At 38.5% G+C, this 21,493-nt stretch carries 18 protein-coding genes; 6 read left to right on the top strand and 12 right to left on the bottom strand.

The window, feature by feature from the left end:
• Window positions 1-21 precede the first annotated feature (21 nt).
• Window positions 22-1,239 (top strand): hypothetical protein, encoded by a 1,218-nt coding sequence (locus ACYVFA_RS05205; RefSeq protein ID WP_460470745.1) that lies wholly within the window; start codon window positions 22-24, stop codon window positions 1,237-1,239.
• A gap of 159 nt (window positions 1,240-1,398) precedes the next feature.
• Window positions 1,399-2,691 carry a serine hydroxymethyltransferase gene (locus ACYVFA_RS05200; RefSeq protein WP_460470744.1) on the top strand — a complete coding sequence of 431 codons (1,293 nt, stop codon included), beginning with the start codon at window positions 1,399-1,401 and terminating at the stop codon, window positions 2,689-2,691.
• Window positions 2,692-2,795: 104 nt separating this feature from the next.
• On the opposite strand, the gene ACYVFA_RS05195 is transcribed toward ACYVFA_RS05200, so the two are convergent.
• The 9 genes from ACYVFA_RS05195 to sucD all read right to left on the bottom strand — a co-directional run bounded on the left by ACYVFA_RS05195 (window position 2,796) and on the right by sucD (window position 12,929).
• A complete protein-coding gene (locus tag ACYVFA_RS05195) occupies window positions 2,796-3,146 on the bottom strand; it encodes a hypothetical protein (protein WP_460470743.1) in 351 nt (116 codons plus the stop codon).
• Window positions 3,147-3,503: 357 nt separating this feature from the next.
• On the bottom strand, window positions 3,504-4,409 hold the full coding sequence (porN, locus tag ACYVFA_RS05190; RefSeq protein WP_460470742.1) for a type IX secretion system ring subunit PorN/GldN: 906 nt from the start codon (window positions 4,407-4,409) through the stop codon (window positions 3,504-3,506).
• A gap of 23 nt (window positions 4,410-4,432) precedes the next feature.
• Window positions 4,433-6,031: a type IX secretion system motor protein PorM/GldM gene (gene porM, locus ACYVFA_RS05185; protein ID WP_460470741.1), complete on the bottom strand. Its 1,599-nt coding sequence runs from the start codon at window positions 6,029-6,031 to the stop codon at window positions 4,433-4,435.
• Between the two features lie 101 nt (window positions 6,032-6,132).
• A complete protein-coding gene (gene porL, locus ACYVFA_RS05180; protein WP_460470740.1) occupies window positions 6,133-6,945 on the bottom strand; it encodes a type IX secretion system motor protein PorL/GldL in 813 nt (270 codons plus the stop codon).
• A 306-nt stretch (window positions 6,946-7,251) separates the two neighbouring features.
• Entirely contained in the window at window positions 7,252-8,346 is a 1,095-nt protein-coding gene (porK, locus tag ACYVFA_RS05175) for a T9SS ring complex lipoprotein PorK/GldK (RefSeq protein ID WP_460470739.1), read from the bottom strand.
• A 516-nt stretch (window positions 8,347-8,862) separates the two neighbouring features.
• Window positions 8,863-9,822, bottom strand: a complete 960-nt coding sequence (locus ACYVFA_RS05170; protein WP_460470738.1) for a PorP/SprF family type IX secretion system membrane protein — start codon at window positions 9,820-9,822, stop codon at window positions 8,863-8,865.
• A gap of 109 nt (window positions 9,823-9,931) precedes the next feature.
• Complete coding sequence (locus ACYVFA_RS05165; RefSeq protein WP_460470737.1) at window positions 9,932-10,720, bottom strand: uroporphyrinogen-III synthase; 789 nt, start codon at window positions 10,718-10,720, stop codon at window positions 9,932-9,934.
• Window positions 10,721-10,810: 90 nt separating this feature from the next.
• Window positions 10,811-11,965, bottom strand: a complete 1,155-nt coding sequence (locus tag ACYVFA_RS05160; protein ID WP_460470736.1) for a DUF4271 domain-containing protein — start codon at window positions 11,963-11,965, stop codon at window positions 10,811-10,813.
• Window positions 11,966-12,053: 88 nt separating this feature from the next.
• Window positions 12,054-12,929 (bottom strand): succinate--CoA ligase subunit alpha, encoded by an 876-nt coding sequence (gene sucD / locus ACYVFA_RS05155; protein ID WP_460470735.1) that lies wholly within the window; start codon window positions 12,927-12,929, stop codon window positions 12,054-12,056.
• A gap of 600 nt (window positions 12,930-13,529) precedes the next feature.
• Between sucD and ACYVFA_RS05150 the strand changes: the two genes are divergently transcribed.
• The 3 genes from ACYVFA_RS05150 (at window position 13,530) to ACYVFA_RS05140 (ending at window position 16,118) form a co-directional block, all read left to right on the top strand.
• Complete coding sequence (locus tag ACYVFA_RS05150; protein ID WP_460470734.1) at window positions 13,530-13,979, top strand: hypothetical protein; 450 nt, start codon at window positions 13,530-13,532, stop codon at window positions 13,977-13,979.
• A 77-nt stretch (window positions 13,980-14,056) separates the two neighbouring features.
• Window positions 14,057-15,073, top strand: coding sequence for a UDP-N-acetylmuramate dehydrogenase (gene murB, locus ACYVFA_RS05145; protein WP_460470733.1), 1,017 nt, complete (start codon window positions 14,057-14,059; stop codon window positions 15,071-15,073).
• Window positions 15,074-15,383: 310 nt separating this feature from the next.
• Window positions 15,384-16,118, top strand: coding sequence for a porin family protein (locus ACYVFA_RS05140; protein ID WP_460470732.1), 735 nt, complete (start codon window positions 15,384-15,386; stop codon window positions 16,116-16,118).
• A gap of 176 nt (window positions 16,119-16,294) precedes the next feature.
• Here ACYVFA_RS05140 and ACYVFA_RS05135 read toward each other — a convergent pair whose 3' ends face one another.
• Window positions 16,295-16,747 (bottom strand): hypothetical protein, encoded by a 453-nt coding sequence (locus ACYVFA_RS05135; RefSeq protein ID WP_460470731.1) that lies wholly within the window; start codon window positions 16,745-16,747, stop codon window positions 16,295-16,297.
• A gap of 123 nt (window positions 16,748-16,870) precedes the next feature.
• Between ACYVFA_RS05135 and ACYVFA_RS05130 the strand changes: the two genes are divergently transcribed.
• Complete coding sequence (locus ACYVFA_RS05130) at window positions 16,871-17,287, top strand: DoxX family protein (RefSeq protein ID WP_460470730.1); 417 nt, start codon at window positions 16,871-16,873, stop codon at window positions 17,285-17,287.
• Window positions 17,288-17,320: 33 nt separating this feature from the next.
• On the opposite strand, the gene ACYVFA_RS05125 is transcribed toward ACYVFA_RS05130, so the two are convergent.
• The gene (locus tag ACYVFA_RS05125) at window positions 17,321-19,111 is read right to left on the bottom strand and encodes an acyl-CoA dehydrogenase (RefSeq protein ID WP_460470729.1); all 1,791 of its coding nucleotides are present in this window, start codon (window positions 19,109-19,111) and stop codon (window positions 17,321-17,323) included.
• On the bottom strand, window positions 19,111-21,486 hold the full coding sequence (rnr, locus tag ACYVFA_RS05120; RefSeq protein ID WP_460470728.1) for a ribonuclease R family protein: 2,376 nt from the start codon (window positions 21,484-21,486) through the stop codon (window positions 19,111-19,113). Before rnr ends, ACYVFA_RS05125 begins: the two co-directional genes overlap by 1 nt.
• Window positions 21,487-21,493 lie beyond the last annotated feature (7 nt).

Genomic DNA, 21,493 nt, shown 5'->3' with positions numbered 1-21,493 from the left:
TTGCCCCTACTACCTTTTTCTATGAAAAAACTATTATTGCTACTCTTTTTTTATAGCTCTATTAGTTATGCACAGATAGATTTTACAAGAATCTACCACCCCATTATCAATGAGGCTGAACTGGCTATTGTTGATACCAGTTATCATGAGGCATTAGCATTTTATAATGAAGCCTTTGCCAATGTAGAAAAACCCTTTGCCAAAGATTATTACAACGCTGCTATCTGTGCTACATTAGTCGGCAAAATGCCTGTAGCATTCGATTTTTTGGAGAAAATCGTAGCTAAAGGATATCTGGTGGAGAATTTCAGAAAAGATTTCTTTTTTAAAAATGTAGCTGATACCTGCAAACAATGGGCAAGCTTTGAAAAGCAGGCTAGGCTCATAAAACCCCTGATCAATACTGAATTACGGGATTCGCTACAGAAGATGTATCTTGCCATGACAAACACCCCTACAACTCCGCTTACGGCTGAATTAAGGAGCTATATTAAAGAACATGCCAAAGACCAGAAATGGATGCCTGTAGATAGTTTATTAATAATGCGAGATATGCCCGAACCTTTATTTCAACAAATAGACAGTCTCCGAAAATTGAATGGGATGAAAGGTTCGATAATTATCCGGGATAATTTCCTGAAAACCTATAAATTATTAGAAACACATGGTTTTCTTGATGAAAATATATTAGGTCTTAATCAGATTATCCAGACTCGTTCACAAGGCCCTCCTTTCCGAAGTACGCTTTCCTCGTCTTATTTGTATGAAAATAACTTAGTAAGCGATATAATAATTTTCAGTTCATTTCAACAGCAAGTAGAAAAAATTGATGTTTCACCTATAATCAAACAAGCCATAAGAGATGGGAAAGCACATCCGGCTATTATAAGGTCATTGCTTGATTATTCTACTGATGAACCCTGTACAATGGGCAAGGTATTGGTTGTTCAGGTTCGACTTGAAGATAATATCAGTTGTCCCAATAATAATTGGGAAGAAAAAAAAGAAAGATATTACTGGAAGAAAGAAAAATCTGCTTCCTTAAGTGAGGTAGAAATTAATGAAAGAAGGCAAAACCTTGGCTTGGAAAAACTGGATGATGCCTATCGGAAAGCTTTTTTTAAATCCCGCCCAACACCATTTCTTATTTATGGTGGTAGTTATCAGTCTGAGTTAGCGTATATTCCCAGTTGCGATTTAATAGATAAAATGATTAAGGGTGCGGTCGTGCTTAGATAAAGAACTTGTTCGAAATATCATTTTTTCAAGAAAATACCCGCTTATACTAATTTTGTCAAAAGATTCTTTGGTTCAATATTATTGTTCTTCTAACATTCCATTAAATTTGTACTCATTCTTATCATTTGTACTTCTTAAATCGTACATCAAATAATCAATATGTCTGTACAAACAACGCTCTATCGTGATACCGAAATCTTCGACTTAATCACGAAAGAAAACAACCGCCAATTACATGGTATTGAACTGATTGCTTCTGAGAACTTCGTTTCACCACAAGTAATGGAAGCCGCAGGTAGTGTACTTACCAATAAATATGCCGAGGGGCTTCCGGGCAAGCGTTATTATGGCGGCTGTGAGGTAGTAGATCAGGTTGAGCAAATTGCTATCGACCGTCTGAAAGCTTTATTTAATCTTACCTGGGCTAACGTACAGCCACACTCAGGAGCACAGGCTAATATGGCTGTTTTTCTGGCGTGTTTACAACCGGGTGATAAAATTTTAGGATTTAACCTTTCGCATGGTGGACACCTTTCGCATGGTTCGCCTGTAAATATCTCTGGTAAATATTTCCAACCATTTTTCTATGGCGTTGAGCAGGAAACAGGTTTGATCGACTGGAATAAAGTAGAAGAAACAGCACACAGAGAAAAACCGAAATTAATTATTTGCGGTGCTTCGGCTTATTCTCGTGACTGGGATTATATCCGTCTTCGCCAGATTGCCGATTCTATCGGTGCTATTCTTTTAGCAGATATTTCGCACCCTGCGGGATTGATTGCTAAAGGTCTATTAAACGATCCATTCGATCATTGTCATATTGTTACTACTACCACACACAAAACCCTTCGTGGAACGCGTGGTGGGGTTATTATGATGCGTAATGACTTCCCGAATCCTTTTGGTATTACAACTCCTAAAGGTGAGGTAAGAATGATGTCTTCTTTATTAGATTCGGGTGTTTTTCCGGGTACACAAGGTGGACCACTAGAGCATATTATTGCTGCCAAAGCCATTGCTTTTGGTGAGGCTTTAACAGAGAACTTCTACAACTACGCCGTGCAGGTTCAGAAAAATGCGAAAGTAATGGCTGCTGAATTTGTGAATCGTGGCTATAAAGTTATTTCAGATGGTACAGATAATCATTTGATGTTGATTGACCTGCGTCCGAAAGGATTAACTGGTAAAATCGCTGAAAACTCTTTGATTCAGGCTGATATTACAGTTAACAAGAATATGGTACCGTTTGATGATAAAACTGCCATGACGACCTCAGGAATGCGTGTAGGAACGGCTGCTATGACAACCCGTGGATTGGTTGAAAAAGACATGGTAAGAATCGTAGATTTGATTGACGACGTATTGATGAATCATGATAAAGCAGCAACAATTGCGGCTGTTAAACAAGAAATCAATACCTGGATGCAGGATTATGCCTTATTCCAGTTTTAAGATTAGCATTTCATACGAGTAAAAAATAAGAAAAGCGTGGTTCAAAGAACCGCGCTTTTTGTCTAAACCTTAACTAAACCGTATGAAAATAAGAATCTTTATTATTAACCAATTACCTGGTAATCAAAATCTTGTTTAATGGCAAAGTAATCGCATTTGCTTTTCTTGAAAGACTTTATTGCGATACTTTTAGAATGAAATAGCTTCTCCGTAAACAAACTGATAACATAGTTTGCACACATCTCTATAAACGACTCCTGATTATTTTCTTCCTCAATCTTTTCAGTAGAAGCCATCAACGAACTCTGTAATACTTGTGTCTCTGTCAGTGCTACTGATTTAGCAGTTGCCTGATTCAATGTACGCTTTTGTCCATAACTATTATGCGGGAAACTCAAAGCCATAGAATTAAGGCTGAATAATAGAGTTGCGAATAGTAATAATAGCTTTTTCATAATTTTATTTTTTTGGAGAGCATTCATCATTCTTAATTGACAATACAAAGATATATGTTTTAATTGGTATTATGCGATACATAGTACTATTATTTTTCTTTGTTTTGGATAAGTGGTCATATATCTGGATGAACGGCTCTTTTTTACCTTGTAAATTTTGTTCTTTTTGTATTACACTTATTAGATGCAAAACTTTGATACAAAGTTGCACTATAAATAATATTTTTTAGGCTAAAAAAAGTTAAAGAGTGTTAAATCATCCGTGAACTGCCAGAATTTTGGAGTGAACTGTGTTGGGCAATAAAAAAGGGGAGAAGCTTGTCAGCCTCTCCCCTCTTCAGGTGATTAAGATTGCTCTTAATATTCCCATAAATTATGTTCGAATTCCATCAGCTTATTCTCCATTTGCTCCGATTGAAGCATACCTTCACGAGCTGATTTGTAGATATCATCTAAGTCTCTATCACCGGCATTCGATATTTTGGTAATTCTGCCATGGAACAAACGTAGTTCAAACGCATCAGCCAAATTTTTGTGTTGCGCTATATTCGCTGCATTGTACCAGATACATTTTGGATTCGAACGGAAATAACGCTCTAAATCTTTATATCTGAAAAATGCTACCGGGCGGTCGAAACCTAAGGTAGTTTGTGCTGCCGGAATCACAATTCCTAACGATTGAATATCGAAATACTGGCGAGAACGTTGTTTGTCAAAAATCCAATCTTCTTTCAGCTCAATGGTTGTAAGTTGGCTTGGGAAATACTCAGTTGCACTGCTTGCAATAGCTGTTGGTGCAGAAAAACTTGCGCCAGTGGTATCAGCACCTGCTGTAGTTTTATCACCGCCACCACCGCCCCAGCCGTCGTCACCGCCGCCAGCTGCAGACGTTTCAGCGCCAAAACCTGCATCTTTTTCTTCTTGCGATAAACCACCACCTTCTTCTTTCATTTGTAAACGCTCACTGAATTGCTCTAAAGTCAATTTAGTGGTCAATGAATCGTTGGTATAAGCATCTAATAAACCTGCTTTTACAGCATCCATCAGGTGCTTAGTAATCTCGCTACCTTTGGCGAAAAGTGGTTGATTAATTTTTTCTCTTAAATCAATTTTTCTCCAAAGCGTTGTTTTGTACATCACATTTGAATCATTAATCGGGCGAACCGAAAGCGGATTCAAATGATTATTCGTTTTTTCCTGAGCTACTGCTAACTGGCTGGTTATTAGTGCAACACCCAAAGCCATGCCGTGTAATTTTCCCATTAGCTGAAATTTATAAATTATTTTTAATTCAAAGGTATAGTAACAATGACACTTCCTACGTCAACCGTTTCAATCTCTCCTTTAAAGTTTCTACGTTCTACTTTTTTCACTTCAATTACATAACGGTCTCCTGCTTGTGCTTGTTGTGCCAGAGTAGCAATATTTGCTGCACCAGTGCCTGACACGCCGTTTACTTTCTTACTGCCGCGCGCAAGGTTCACTTCGAACTCAGATACACGGTAATTGGCATCTTTAGGGTTCGTTGTTTTAAAGTTTTCATCAGCAGCAGCTACGGCTACGATACCGCGTAAACCTGCAGCAGATTCACCTCTTTTCTCATCTAGTCTTTTACCGCCTTGTGTAGTGAAATACACTGTTGGTTTAGGTACACGACGAACTTTGAAAGGGAAATCTTTCAATTTAAAACCGCTATTCGTAACACTTAAAGTTACTTGTGCTGAGTTAGGTACAACGGTTACTCTTCCGCCACCGCCGGGGATAAATTCAGCACCGGAACCTCCGAAAGTTGGAGAATACAAGGCACCTAAACCAGGCGATGAAGTTTGAAGTTCGTTAGCACATTTAAAATACAATGGTGGTAAAGAAGCAGATTCTATCTGTACAGAAGGTTGAAGAACGGTATAGCTTTCTTCTTTATTAACCGTTTTCATGCTTCCATCTGGAGCAGGATAAGATACAGTTGCGTTATAAGAACGTTTCAATTGTCCGTTTTTATCAAATTCTCCACCTTGAGCAGTAATTTCATATACACCTCTACCGTCTTTAATAGGCAAAGAGGTACCATTAATACTAATACGAGGAGTAATAGACTTTGAATAAGCCCCGATGGCTACTTCTGCATGGTATTTCTGGCCTGCCACTACAGCACGAGAATCTGGAATTACCAAGGCTAAGATTTCATCAAACTTAATTTCTTTAATCCCTACCTGAGTCGCCAGATAATCTAATACCTGACTTTCCAGACGTCGAACCTCTGATTGTTTCTGACTTAATACTGCCAAAGCTGCCGGAACAGGTGTCTGAGCAAAATATAATTCAGAGAAATCTTTATTTCTTGTCAAAGCGTCAGTTTTTGCTAATGCCGGGTCTTGGGAAGCATCAATCGCCAGTTCAGAAAATTTGGTATTCGGAGCAGCAAATTTCTGAAGAGCTACACTGAAATCATTCAGTTTTTTCTTCAATTCATATCCTTTACCATTTTTATTAGCACCAACCATCAGGATGGCTACTTTCTCTTCCTCAGAAGGGTTTTTCACACCTCCCGTTATTGGGTCTATTCCGCCACCCGCATTGATTACTTCTTGTTTTAAACCAGCGATATAACCGTCGATTTCAGCAGTCATTTTTCTTACGTCATTTGCCTGACGCAATACATCTGCATATTTTGCAGCAGTCGCATCCTTCTCAATCTTATCTTTAATTGCCTTTACTGATTTACCGTTTGTTTCGTTTGCTGCTGAGTTTGATCTTTCTATACTATTATTCAATAGCTGAAATTTCTGTAGAATAGCATTACTTATCTGGAGTGCCAACATTGCCGTCAGAACCAGATACATCATGTTGATCATCTTCTGACGTGGTGACTCTTTTCCGCCTGCCATATATATAGTAGTATTATACGGTTAGTAAAAATTTTAATTAGAATTATTTTCTATCTCTCAATAATAGTTCCAAAACCAGTTGAGGATAAAACAGATAACTATCAGTTACCTTTCATAGCTGATAACATACTGCCATAAACGTTGTTCAACGAGCTAAGGTTGTTTGTCAATTTAGACATTTCTGACTTAAATTGTTGTGTTTCCTTAGAGGCTTCAGCCATATCTTGCATAGCAGTAGTAAGGTTGCTATAGAAAGCGTTCATAGCTTTCAGGTGCTTGTTAGTATCTTGTAATTCTAACTCGTATACGGCGTTAAGCGCACCCATGTTTTGCGTAATTTTACCAAATTGCGCTCTGTATTCCTGTGCATCTTTGGTAGCATCTGCCATGCTGTTCATTGCTGTTACGGCTGTTCCGTAAGCACTGTTCATAGCAGTTACCTGATTTGATGCTGTTTTTACATTCTTAGCATATTCGCTGGTTGCTACAGTAGCATCGCTCAAATCTGACATTTTAGCTACCTGGCCTGTCAAGCTTTGGATACCTGATTTAAGGTTATCAAAAACATCAGGAGTAATTCTGGCATTGGCCAGCATATCATCCATTTTAGCTGTTAAGCCTGCACCTTGTGTTGGAGCAGCACTTCTTCTTACTGGCTCACCTGCATAATCATCAGCTAATTCAGGATACGCTTTTTCCCATTGGTACTCAACAGGAGGGAATAAGAATGATTGGATTGCGTATAGGATAAAGATTACTGCTTCTGTTGCTAATCCGATGGGAAGCATAAATGCAAGGGCCTCATAGTGCATGATTTTACCCATTGCACCCAAGATTACAACTGCCGCACCCAATGCATAAATAGTAGGTATTAGTCTATCCCAAAAGAAGTTTGTACTTTTCTTTGCTGCCATTTGTTTAAATAAATTAAGAGTTTTATTATACTTTCTATAAAAGGTTATTAAGACACGAAATAAAGAATTTGTTGTTCTAATAAAAAATTAAAGCAACAAATTTATTTTATGGATTATAACGGTAGATTCCGTCTGAAATTTTATTTGTTCTTTGATTTTAAATAATTCCAGCTTTAATGGCGGAATATGCTATCAGGTACAACTATAATCAAACAAGTTTCTATTTAAAAGAATTGCGAAATATGAAGATAGATAGTATTCTTTAACGAATACCCGTTCTTCATATTTCGCAATGAGTTATTCAATTTATTCTCTTCCCGGAACGCTTCCCAGACGGTCCATTACACAACGGAAACCGATATAAGAACGACGTTCGTTACGATATTCATAAGTATTAGTACCTGTTTCCAGGAAATAAGCTACGTCTTTCCACGAGCCACCTTTAATTACTTTTCTTGGTTCGTTATCGTCATTATATACAGGGTTCAAGTCCCAGGTAACAGGCATATAAGATTCTGCATACGCATCCTGACACCACTCTGCTACGTTTCCTGCCATGTTGTATAAGCCGTAGTCATTCGGATTAAAGGCATTTGAAGGAGCTGTATAAGGATACCCATCTGCACGGTAATTACCACGATATGGTTTAAAGTTTGCCAAGAAACATCCTTTGCCATTGGCTACGTAAGGGTTACCCCAAGGATATTTAGCACCTTCTTTACCGCCACGTGCTGCCCACTCCCATTCAGCCTCTGAAGGCAAACGGAAACGCGGAGAACGGAAGGACTTATGCTCTGTTAAATAAGTATTGTATAATTGTGAACGCCATTTGCAGAAATATTGAGCGGCATCCCAGCTTACACCTACTACCGGATACATATCGAAAGCAGGAGACGAGTAGTAGTACTCTGTCATCTGGTCGCCGTTATGATAAGTAAAATCTTTTGTCCAGACTGATGTATCAGGATATAACTGAGACATGATAAACTCTTCTCCCAATACTGAAACCGAATCTTCAACCATCCGATCCATAAACTGGCGATACTCGTGGTTAGTAATTTCTGTGTCGTCCATGTAGAAAGGCACAATCGTTACTCTTTTGTTCATCGAAACACGCGCCGACATTACATCTTCATCTGCTTGTCCCATCATTAAAGACCCCGAGGGAATCAACACCATACCATCAGGAGATACCTGTTTGTAACCTTTACGAGCAAAAGCATTAATTTGCCCATTGCGGATACCATCAGCTCCAGCTTCTTTCGTACTACCATCTTTTCCTTTCTTTCCTCCAAATAAACCACCAAGGCCGCTCTTTCCAGAACCACAACCTTGCATTATAATAATTGGGGCAACGATTAACAGACTTTTAAATAAGGTCTTAAGCATTTGCTTGTTCATAGCGTAAAACAAGTTAATAATCTATATTTTGGGGTACTTACTCTATTTGTTGTAAAAACGCGGCTTACGAAAACATTATTGTATTAACAGACAAAGTTATAAAAAAAATTGGATTTTTCGGGTAATACTCCACTTGTATAGCAATTATTAAGCCAAAAGGCACCAATTTAACCGGATATTGAACCGATTCGGGTAATTTTATAAACCTGTATTGAAATTTAATCAATTACTCAAGAAAAGAGAGGACGAGACTCATTTTGTTATTAAACGGCATAAATTGTGCCAAAATAATAATCTGAGAGGTATTGAATAAGAAGCTAAACTTGCCCTTAGTCACCAATAGCGTTTTTTCCTGATTAAAAATAAAATTCTCCTTTATTGAAAATATTTACTGTTTATTCTCAATTAGGCAACTAAGTTACAATAATTGTTGAAAAAACAGTTAAAAATTTGTCATTAAAAAATAATAAACAATTTTCTGCCATCTATACCAATTTAGCTGATAATCAGCTCTTATTAGTATCTGTATCTAGGTGTACGGATGATTGATTTTTTCCCTGCCCTGAACGGAGCTAACGCATAGCTAAGCATGACCTCATGGGTTGTAGCACTTTTTGCCTGTGCACCGCCAACGATTACGTCTATTGCGTAGCCAATTCTTAATGTATTATTCAAGATATTAGCCCCTAAAAGTGCTGTTACGGCATCACCCACACGATAGCTTGCGCCAAGCCAATAAGTATTGTCATAGGTAGCAATAGCACCTGCCGAAAAGCTTGTAATACTCATATTACTCAGATTTGAACTCAGCATGAACATCGGGCTCACATCAATCATATACGATACTCCGAACAACATCGTACCTGTCAGGTAGGCGCTGCGGTCTAAAACATTGGTTGCTCCCTTAATTGCATCAGTTGCCAGACCATATTTAGGTTCATTTAAGTGATTGACTGAAAGCCCTATTGAATAGGTTGGACTGTAGAAATAAGCGCCTGCACCTAAGTCTAGCTTAGTTTGGCTTATCACACCAGTGCCTAACAAAGGGTCATTATCGTCTCTTGGGCGTAAACGTCCGTAATCAATGCCTCTTGTAAAAAGTCCTCCGTTTACACCAATGGCCAACTGGCTCCCTCCTACCGGAATATGATAAGCATAAGATAATTTTAAGTCTCTTTGGATACTGGCACCAATTTTATCGTTCACAAAAGTCAATCCTACCCCGCTTTTTATCATCTTCAAAGGTACATTGGCAGATATTACCTGTGATACCGGTGCTCCTCCATCATCGAATGTACTTTGATACCCCGTATATTGTGTTCTGTAGATAGCCTGAAAGCGCGTAACATTCTCTGAACCAGCAGTGGCCGGATTGAAGAATAGCTGATTAAAGTAGTAGTGGCTAAATTGCGTATCTTGTTGAGCAGTAGCTGTAAAAAGTGTCAGAGACAATATTACAATGTAAAATTTTTTCATAGTAGGCCAGGGGTCTTCTGTTTTTCCTTGAGCAATATAAGCAAAAATAATATTTGTAATATTATAACGTAAAAAATTAGGCTAAACTTGTGGTTTAGCCTAATAAATTCTATGAAAGATGATTTGCTTTTTTGATGTAGAGTTCCAGTGCCCCTGTCATCGATGGAGCGTTGGGCAGTGGGGCTTCTATATCGAGAATATAGCCCGCATCCCTAATGGCTTTGGCGGTTGTTGGGCCGAAGGCTGCCAATCGGGTATTGTTTTGTTGCCAGTTCGGGAAGTTGGCGTCCAGAGACGTAATTCCTGATGGGCTAAAGAAACAGATAATATCGTAGAAAACTTCTGTCAAATCAGATAAATCAGCAGGTACAGTTTCATACATAATAGCTTCTGTTAAGTGAAGATCATTACGATTCATCAGGTTCGGAATCTCGTTGCTTCTGATGTTTGAACACGGAAACAGGAATTTCTCGCTTTTATGTTTCAGAATCAATGCTTCTAAGTCAGCAGCTGTTTTTTGTCCTACAAAGATTTTACGTTTTCTGATAACTATATATTTCTGTAAATAATTAGCCGTTTGCTCCGAAATACAGAAATACTTCATATCAATCGGTATTTCGATGCGTAGTTCTTTGGCTATTCTGAAAAAGTTATCTACTGCGTTCCGGCTGGTCAGGATAATAGCAGTATGTGCCAGAATATCCACTTTTTGACGACGGAAGTCACGGTGATCCAGGCCTTTAACTTCAATAAACGGACGAAAATCTACTTTGAGGTTGTATTTTTTTTCTAATTCAAAGTAAGGAGACTTTTCGTCAGTTGGTCTTGCCTGGGTTACTAAAATGCTCTCAACTTTACGGAGGCGTTCTTGAAGAAGTTTATCTGTCATTTCACTCATCCAAATTGCGGGGTTTCAAGTACAGAGTTTATTTCTGATATTAATTTTCAACAATTAAGTCAACAGTATCGGCTATTATCTACCTAATAATTAAATAGCGAATCTGATTCCAAGTATAATCGGTAACAGTTCTACAATGCAAAGGTACGAAATTAAATATAGACTTTGTATAGGTACACTTCTATTTATCGTAAAATACAGGATAAAGGATCTGATAAGATAGAATAAAATCATTGGTGTATACAGGTAGGCAGTCCAATTGAAATCTACCGGAAAATACTCTAAAAACAGAACCAGTAATACTATTACCAAGAAGGTATAGAAAATAATAGACGACTGAACGATTTTGAAATAGTGCAGATCGACTACCTTTTCAAGATTAAATAATTGCCCGATAAGACTAATAAAAAAATATTTAAAAATGAGTGCCATGAACACCGCCAGGCATATTCTGAAATAATTAGACGCCAATACCCCCAGGGTTTCACCCTCTTGCAGGAATGTTCTCGCGCCAAACACATAAATCCCCTTACTCTGCAATAACATACAGAAGAAACTCATAATCATGGCCAGCATCACAATAAACATGATGTTCATGCGGCTCAGGGGCTTATTAATGAGGAAAGACTGGTCTCGCACCAGCGTATTGAGCAAATCGCGGAGGTTATAGTATCGCTCAAAGGCCCTTACATAAGAGTTTGATAAGTAAGTGAATATCACCAGAATAAACATCGATACCAGTACAAAGTAATTTTTATAAGGAGCGGGAGTACGAGGCTGGGCTTTAATGCTTGATTCGGCCAGAACAATCGGCTTCTGATTCAACTGGCGTTTATAACCCAGATATAGTCTTTTATCTTCAATATTAGGCGAACCATAAAGCGTAATATAAATCTGTGGTTGCTCATATACTTTATACAGACTATCGATATTTAATACAATCCATTGATTACCTGGGATCTTCTGACGAAGTGAACCATTGATAAACAGGAAGTTATCTTCTTTTTGTGCGTGTACTAACAGGTTATATCCCCGGTTACTTTCAATGTCGCAGAAGACGGTATGAGAAGGATAATTGACGTGCTGCTCGGCAATATAAGGCACATAGGCCTTCATGCGGTCGTTATATACCTGCCAGTCGTCATGATAATCATGAACTAAGTAATATCCTCCGTTTGGACCAACAGTTCCAGCAAACGAGTTAAACGAAACCAACAGGAAAAGTATATAAAGGCCCTTTTTCAATCTATTAAGCAGAATTTTTGCGCAAAATTAACAAAAAAAGGTCAGATTTTCACATCTGACCTTTTATCATCTATTAATTTTTTTTCAATTATGCTTTACCAAGCGCTTTTAGCATTGTAGCACCAATATCAGCCGGTGAAGCTACTACGTGGATACCACACTCTTCCATGATTTTCATTTTTGCGGCAGCAGTATCATCTGCACCACCGATAATAGCTCCTGCATGACCCATACGACGACCTTTAGGGGCTGTCTGGCCAGCAATGAAACCTACAACGGGTTTAGTACCGTGTTCTTTAATCCAATGGGCTGCTTCTGCTTCCATACCACCACCAATCTCACCAATCATTACGATACCTTCCGTTTCAGGGTCGTTCATCAATAGTTCAACTGCTTCTTTGGTTGTAGTACCAATGATTGGGTCACCACCGATTCCGATAGCCGTTGTTTGTCCCAAACCTGCTTTAGTCAATTGGTCTACCGCTTCATAAGTAAGGGTACCCGATTTTGACACAACGCCGATTGTTCCTTTTTTGAAGATAAAGCCCGGCATAATACCTACTTTACATTCTTCGGCTGTAATAATACCCGGACAGTTAGGGCCAATCAAACGAACGTTTTTGCCTTGGATATAAGATTTTGCCACAACCATATCTTTGGTTGGGATACCTTCTGTAATACAAACGATTACTTTGATACCTCCATCAGCGGCTTCCATAATCGCATCTGCTGCGAAAGCCGGTGGCACAAAAATAATTGAAACATCTGCTCCTGTTGCTGATACGGCTTGTTCAACCGTGTTGAATACTGGTTTGTCTAAGTGTAGTTGACCACCTTTTCCGGGCGTTACACCACCTACAACATTAGAACCGTACTCAATCATTTGTCCGGCGTGGAAAGTTCCTTCTGAGCCAGTGAAACCTTGTACAATTATTTTAGAATTTTTATTGACTAAAACGCTCATTATATCATTGATTAGATGATTAGTAGAATTTTTATACTCAAAATGAGGTAAAACCTGTGGCTTTCTCAATTTTACGTAAAAGTAGTTTGAAATGGGAAAAGTGCAAAAGTTTTTTTGAAGCAAAAAAAAGCAGGCTCAGGCGAGAAAGCACAAAACATTGGTAGTCAGACTATTATGTGTTAAAAATTATCTATTAAAAATAAAATACCCTTTGATTCTTTACAATTAGATAAAGTAAGATAGGTGGTAGAAGAACAATAAAAGTTTAAAGATAGGGTCAAATGATGGTTTGTAAAAAACAAACACATTAGAGTAAGCTTGAATAGATGATGCAAATATAGCATATTTCTCATAAAAAATAGGAGCCAAATAAGAGAAAGGTGTTTTTTTATTCATCTACTAGCCTTTTAATAGCTAAATGCCTTACTATCAAAACACTAACTTTTTCAAATTTTTTATTAAAAATCAGTTCTAACAAAATCATTAGATAAAATTAAAGGCGAAAATAGCTTCGTTTAAAATGAAGTCCCTGTTCTATACAATAGATTTGTTGAGGATATACCGTAGGATATTTTATCGAATCATTCAACAATTATAGCTTTGGAAAATCTAAAAACCACAAAGCGATATACAATTTTAATCAGTCTGATAATATTTGTGGTCGCACTTACACAAACCGCTATTACTTATCAGGACTATAACGGGCAAAAAACACATGATGGAGGCTCATTGTTTCTGGTTGGTGGAATTGTGATTCTTGGCGGTGGGCAGAAAGAACGGTTTGTGTGGCTGGCTAATCCATTATATCTGATAGCCTTAATTCTGTTCTTTAAGTGTAAGAGATTAAGCGGAATATTCTCAACAATAGCCCTCTTACTTGCTTTATACTTTATTACTTTTAAAGAAATTTTAGCGGCAGAAGACGGGTGCATGGCTCAGATTCAAAGCCTGAATGTAGCGTATTGGTTATGGATAACAAGTATGGCAATCTTGACTGTCGGAGCATTTTATTACTTTACACAAGCATCTAAAAATACAGTAAACGCATAGTTATTATTTAAGGAATAGCTTTACTAATTCAAAAAACACTAAATTTGTGGCATATTGAATTAATAATCTGCTTCTCAATGACGGTTCAAACCAACGTATCGCTCAAACCTTATAATACTTTTGGAATAGATGCCACTGCTAAATACTTGGTAGAAGTATCAAGCATTGAGCAATTGCAAGACATTCTCCAAAATCCAGACTATCAAGGCATTGAACGTTTAATTTTAGGCGGCGGCAGCAATTTGCTTTTGACTAAAGATTTTAACGGAATTGTGATAAAAATAGCGATTAAGGGAATAGAGAACTTTAAAGAAGATGGCGAAAATATCTGGCTGAAAGTTGGTGCAGGTGAAGTATGGCATGATTTGGTGATGTATTGTGTCAATCATGGTTATGCAGGTGTTGAGAACTTGTCATTGATACCGGGTACAGTAGGCGCTGCTCCCATGCAAAACATCGGGGCCTACGGAATAGAGATTAAAGAAGTATTTGAAAGCCTTGAAGCGATTGAGATAAAAACCGGCAAAAGTAGAATCTTTACCAAAGACGAATGTCAGTTTGGGTATCGGGAAAGTATTTTTAAACATACCATAAAAGGCGAATATGTGATTGTTACTGTCAATTTCAAATTGAGCAAAACACCTGTTTATCATGTAGAATATGGTGCGATTAAAGATACTCTGGCTGAAATGGGTATAGAGCACCTAAGTATCAAAGCCATCAGCGATGCCGTTATTAGTATCCGCCAGAGCAAATTACCTAATCCTGCTGAAATTGGCAATGCGGGAAGTTTCTTCAAAAATCCTGAAATACCTAAAGCACAATTTGATTTATTGAAAGAGCAATTCCCTACTATTCCCTCCTATCCTGTCAATGAGCAAATGGTTAAAGTACCAGCAGGTTGGTTGATTGAGCAAGCCGGTTGGAAAGGTCAACGCTTTGGTGATATTGGTGTACACGCCAAGCAAGCTTTGGTTCTGGTTAATTTTGGCGGTGGTAAGGGCAATGAGATAAAAGAACTCTCACAAAAAATTCAGGATTCTATCAAAGAGAAATTCGGTATTCAGCTACATGCTGAGGTGAATTTTGTTTAAATACATTTTACTATATTCGTTCGGTGAAATATACTATCCCTATGACGGGATATTTTTCAAATTCCAGAGGGACGATTATTAAAAGTTTTCAAATCTATTTTACTCTTCAAGTTTTACTATCAATTGATAATACCGCTGGTCTGTCGGTTTTAGCCACTCATCATTCCTGCAAATTTTTTTTTATTTCTGCGCAACCCTAGTTGTTGCTTTCTGCATCTTGTTTACGAAAAGCAACAAAAAAAGTCTTTTTAAAAACTCCGCGGCAGTTTTTCTAAATATATCAGAACAGATCATTTTAACGATTACAATTATGAAAACGCTTGTAAAAACAATTGCCGCATTAGCCGTAGCTATGACCGTAAATTTCGGAGCATCAGCACAAGAAGAAGACCACTTCGGTACTTCAGAAAAGAAAGATTACAACAGCGATTACACTGAGAAACATTACGAAAGAAAAGAAAGAAGATACAATATGTTTTCTCGCAGAGACTTCGGTTTATATTTAGGCTTGAATACTTACGACAGCAAAAACCTACCTGAATTAGATAACTGGAAATCTCGGTATGTTGCCTTAAGCTGGAAGAAAAATCACCGCTTATTGACTGGTAAACAAGTAGATGTAGCCTTGGGAACGGGATTTGAATTTGCCTGGAATAACTATATGTTGAAAGACAACATCACTTTAGCTAACCAGACTGTAGGTGCTGATTTTATTGAAGTAAAAGACGACTTGCAAAAATCTAAATTAGTGGTTACCAATTTCAATATTCCGGTGATGTTACAATTTGGATTCAAACAAAGCAAATGGATATTAGGCTTGGGTGCGTATGGTGGAGCAAGAATTGATAGTTATACTAAAACCAAAGGTGAAAACGGTACTAAACGTGACCACGGTGCGTATAATATGAATAAGTTTCACTATGGTTTGGCAGCAGAGTTAGGACACAAAAGTTTTACTTTATTTGCCCGTTATCAAATGACTCCTATGTTTAAAGATAACAACCCTGTGAATGGCAATAGTATTATGTTTGGGATTCGTTTGTAAGGATTGATACTATAAAGTGACTTAACAAAGTGCCACGGTTATACTCATTCGAGTTTGGCCGTGGCACAGTTATTTTTATACTCTTGTATATTTTTTAGTTTGTCTGAGTGCTTAAGCGTGCCCCCCGCGCGGCGGCCGCCCCGTTTAAGGTCGAGTAGAGGGGTGACACGCTGGACTCAAATCTTTTCAAAATTTAAAGGCTGAATATCAGGTTCTACCAGACCTAATCGGGCTTCTTTTGTAAAGAGATAGTCTTTTGTATAAAAAATAAAAGCATTGCCTCTATCGCTGTATTTACTTTGCAGAAACTGATTACATACTTGCTCAAATGATTGTCCTTCGCCCGAATATCTATTCCAGAATTCATTTAAAAGCCATATCCAGAAAAGGGTAATGGTATCATGATAACCACTTGAATCTGTATTCATCCCTCCTACTGACTCATTATACGTTGGAATATTCAAACGCATTTCAGCTAAAGCATTTTCATAACCTAGTTCGGCTACATGCCATAGGCCCGTTATCAGATGCGCCTCATGCGTCCATTCTTTTGCAGGGAGCATTTTGGTGCGAAAGCCTCCAACAATATGCTCAAACTCTTTTTGGGTAGAGGGTATATAATAGTCCATTCAGACAAATTTTATTTTGAAATTTCTACAAAAAACGATTTAATATTATAAATTTCAAAATATTATTCTGCCATATTTTTCAATTTTATATTTTTTCTATATTTGTCAAAAAACTAAAATACTATGAGCCCTATTTTCGACCATACCATCCTTAAATTAATACAAGTAGCCATCTCACTTTTTGCCGGTGTTCTTTTTCTGCAATCCGGTTTTGATAAAGTGATTGATTTCAGTGGCAATAAATCTTATATACAAAGCGTATTCGCCAAGACCTTTCTGAGCAGTTTTTCTTCTGTCTTATTTATTGTCATCACTATTCTGGAAGTATCAGCAGGTATAGTAAGTTTCTTAGGAGGAATCTATTATTTTGTAGAAGGACAGGCAGATTTTGCTATTTTAGGCTTAGAATTAGCCGCATTAGCTATCCTATCTCTTTTTACAGGACAACGTATTGCTAAAGATTATGCTGGTGCAGCTTCTTTGGTAAGTTATTTTTTATTGATGGTTTTTGGGCTGTATTTGTATACTTTGCAGGGGTAGATAAGTGTATGCGGAACGCCGCACGCATACATACTAAAACCATTCACTTTGCATATCAATCGTTACCTGGTCGGGGCTTAGTAAACGCTTCATGAGTGAGTCTGCTTTTACTAATTCGTATTCATAAAAATAGCGGGCAGTCATGAGTTTCCCCTGATAAAAATCACGGTCGGAATCATGTGCCTCTGATAGATTTTGTTGGGCAATAATGGCTTGTATGAGCCATTGCCAACCGATTGTAATAAGGCCGAATAACTCTAAATATAAGGTAGCATCTGACAGATATTTCTCAATTTCGCCTTTCTGCGCCAAGCCTAACAAATGACCTGTAAGCTGTTGTGCTTTGCCTAAAGTCTTTTGTAATTGCTCAGCTAAAGGTTTTAATTCATCTATAGTACTGGCTTCTGCCAATGTTTTAGAAACTTCTTCAAAGAATATCTGTGCAGCTTTGCCTTGATGAATTGTGATTTTTCTACCCAATAAATCAAGCCCGTGAATACCCGTTGTACCTTCATGTATCGGGTGAATGCGTGCCTCTCGGTAATATTGTTCTACCGGGAAATCAGTAGTATAGCCTGCCCCACCTAAAATCTGAACGGCTGCGCTGGTGGACAGACAGCACATTTCAGATGGATACGATTTGGCTATTGGAGTTAGCAAATCTAATAATAGCTGAGCTCTTTCTTTGGTTTCACCTTCTGCCACATGGGCTATATCGGCCAGTTTACTGGCATACATTAACAATGAAAATGCACCCTCCGTAACTGCTTTCTGAAACAACAACATTCGCTTCACATCCGCATGATTGATGATAGAGGTTTGCGGTTTGGCAGGGTCTTTTTCTGAAATCTTTCTGCCTTGTGGGCGTTCTTTTGCATAAGCTAAAGAAGCTTGGTAAGCTGCCGTACCGATAGAAACTGCATTTAAACCTACACCTATGCGGGCCTCATTCATCATCTGAAACATATAGTTCAAACCCTTATGCGGTTCGCCAACGAGATAACCTTCACAATCATCGTTTGAGCCCATCATCAGGTGCGCAATCGGCGCTCCCTTATAGCCCATCTTATGATAAACGCCTGCTGTAATTACATCATTGGATGAGAGTTTACCACCTAAATCAGGTCTTTGTTGAGGTACAACAAATAAAGATATGCCTTTTGCTCCTATAGGGCCTCCTTTGATTTTGGCTAACATCAGATGCACTACATTGTTGCAGGCATCATGGTCTCCGCAAGAAATGAATATTTTTTGTCCTTTAATCTTATAAATGCCTTCTTTTTCGGTAGATTCAGCGGAAGTTGTAATATCAGATAATGAGCTTCCGGCATTGGGTTCGGTCAATGCCATCGTACCTTGCCATTCGCCGGAATACATTTTTGGGGTGAAAGTTTCTATCAAATCCTGTGAACCAAAGCTGCGAATCAGGTTAGCCGCTCCCGTAGTCAGAAAAGGGAAAACGCTTGCTGAATAATTGGCGGTTTGAAATATAAAACCTGCTGCATTAAGAATAGTAGCAGGTAATTGCTGTCCGCCTTCTTCATAGGAGAAACCTGCGTTTATCCAGCCATCCTGTCCGAATTGCTTCACGATTGGCTTCATACCCGGATGTACCTTTATCTTGCCCTCTATTAGTTGCGGTTCTTTTCTGTCCATCTCGGTCAGTAGCGGATAAAGCATTTTTTCTGCTATCTGCTGGGCAGCATCCAGGACCATATCAAATGATTCGCGATTATGATCCTGAAAATAAGGGTATTGGGTAAGCGCTTCGCTATCAAGCACTTCGTATAGGTTAAACTGAATATCACGCTTTGAAAAAAACATTATCTTCTTCTACGTTTGCCTTTATCTTTGTTAGAACTACTTTTATCTGAGCTTTTACCTGTACTTCTTTTTGAGTCACCTCTTCCTGAATCACCTCTTCTGGAATTACTTCTTGATGAACCGCCTCTTCCATCACGCCCTTTGGCTTTATTGGCCATTCCTGACGATGATTTATAGGCTTTTCCTCCCACACTTACCAGTTCTAAATCCATGCTTCGGCGCTCCATGTCGGTAGCTTTTACTCTCACTTTTACAGCTTCGCCGAAAGTAATGATACGGCCGGTGCGTTTACCTACTATCCGGTAATTCTCCTTATCCAATTCGTAGAAATCGTCATTCAAATCGGCTAATCGCACCATACCTTCACAACTGGTTGAAGTAATTTCAACGAAAATTCCAAAATCGGTTACACCTGTTACAACCCCATCAAAAATCGTATTATGGTCTTGCATACTCATAAACTCGACCTGCTTGTATTTGATGGAAGCACGCTCAGCTTCGGCAGCTAGTTTCTCACGGTCTGACGAATGCTTTGCTTTCTTTTCATATTCGTCCAGACTTGGAGCCTTTTTCTTATCCAGATAATTCTGCAACAAGCGATGCGCCATCATATCAGGATAACGACGGATTGGTGAGGTAAAGTGGCTATAATGCTCAAAAGCCAAGCCAAAGTGCCCAAGAGGTTCGGTAGTATAACGAGCCTTAGACATCGTTCTTACAGCTAATTGCTCCAACACATTCTGCACGCCTGTTCCTTCCACTTCTTCCATCATCTTATTCATGGTAGAAGACAAGCCTTTCTCCGAATCGGTTCTGATAGTAAATCCTAAACGCGCAGCAAAATTGGCAAAGTTTAAGAGTTTTTCAGGATTTGGTGGTTCGTGTGTACGATAGACCATCGTATTACCACTCTCTTGTTCCTGGCCGTCTTTGGTTTTCTTTTTGCCTAAGTTAAATACAAATTCGGCTACTTTTTTATTGGCCAATAGCATAAACTCTTCAATCAGTTTATGCGAGTCTTTTCTTATCTTTAATTCTACACCGAGTGGCTTCCCTTGTGCATCCAGCTTGAATTTTACTTCATTCGTTTCGAAGTTGATTGCTCCTTTCTGGAAGCGTTCTTTTTTCAGGATTTTTGCCAGATGGTTAAGCGTTTGCAAAGGTTTAAGGTATTGCAGCGCTATTTCATCTACCACTATCTGCCCTTCTTCTATTTCTAAAACTGTCTGGGCTTCCTCGTAAGTAAATCGTTTATCTGAATGGATAATCGTACGACCGAACCACTCACCCACTACCCGGCCATCATGGGTCATTTCAAAAACAGCCGAGAAAGTCAACTTATCCTCATTTGGGCGAAGTGAACAGAGATTATTCGATAATTTCTCCGGCAACATCGGGATAGTTCTATCTACAAGATATACCGATGTGGCACGATTTAATGCTTCTTCTTCTAATCTTGTGCCTAACTTCACATAATGCGTTACGTCGGCGATATGCACCCCTACTTCATAATTGCCATTTTCTAATTCTCTGAAACTCAGGGCATCGTCGAAGTCTTTGGCATCATGTGGGTCAATGGTACAGGTAAGAATATTCCTAAAATCTCTTCTTTTCTTGATTTCGCTCTCCTCAATCTTTTCAGAAATCGCCTCTGCTTCTTCCTCAATTTCTTTCGGGAATCGGATAGGTAAGCCAAATTCAGCTAAAATGGCGTGCATTTCAGCATTATTTTCTCCTGCTTTTCCTAAAATCTCGATTATTTCACCAACGGCTTGTTGGGTATTGGTAGGATATGCATTGATTTTTACAATAACCAAATCATTTTTAGTAGCTCCATTGATTTTGTCTTTAGGAATAAAGATATCTTCATGAAGACTTTTATGATCGGGTTTTACGAGTGCGTAGTTCCCAAAAACCTGTACTTTTCCCACTACTTCGCTTCTTCCTCTTTCAAGGATTTCGATTACTTTTCCTTCCGGGTTATCTCCTTTTCTGTAGAATTCTCCGAAGGTTGCCACTTTTACCAGGTCTCCGTCTATGGCGCCATTCAGGTCATCGGCACTTACCCATATGTCGGGTTTGCCTTCTTCATGCCGGATAAATCCAAAACGTTGGTTCACATGGTCGAGGCGGCCAATGACTGCATTGGCTTCGGCGTCGACTGTATATTTCCCTTTCTCTACCTGATATATCTTACCTTCTTGCAGCAAGTCTTCTATCACCATGCCAAAGAGCATTTTTTCTTGCTTGCTATGTACATCATAGTGTTGATAAAGGTCTTGCAGCGTATAAGGTTGTGTGGTATTGACCGACAAAAAAGCTAAAATCTCGGCCTTTTGCTGATCATAATATGATTGATGTTTATTTTTTGCCATTTTACTG

Source organism: Emticicia fontis, assembly GCF_054779675.1.
This window is presented reverse-complemented; position numbering and strand designations above follow the sequence as displayed.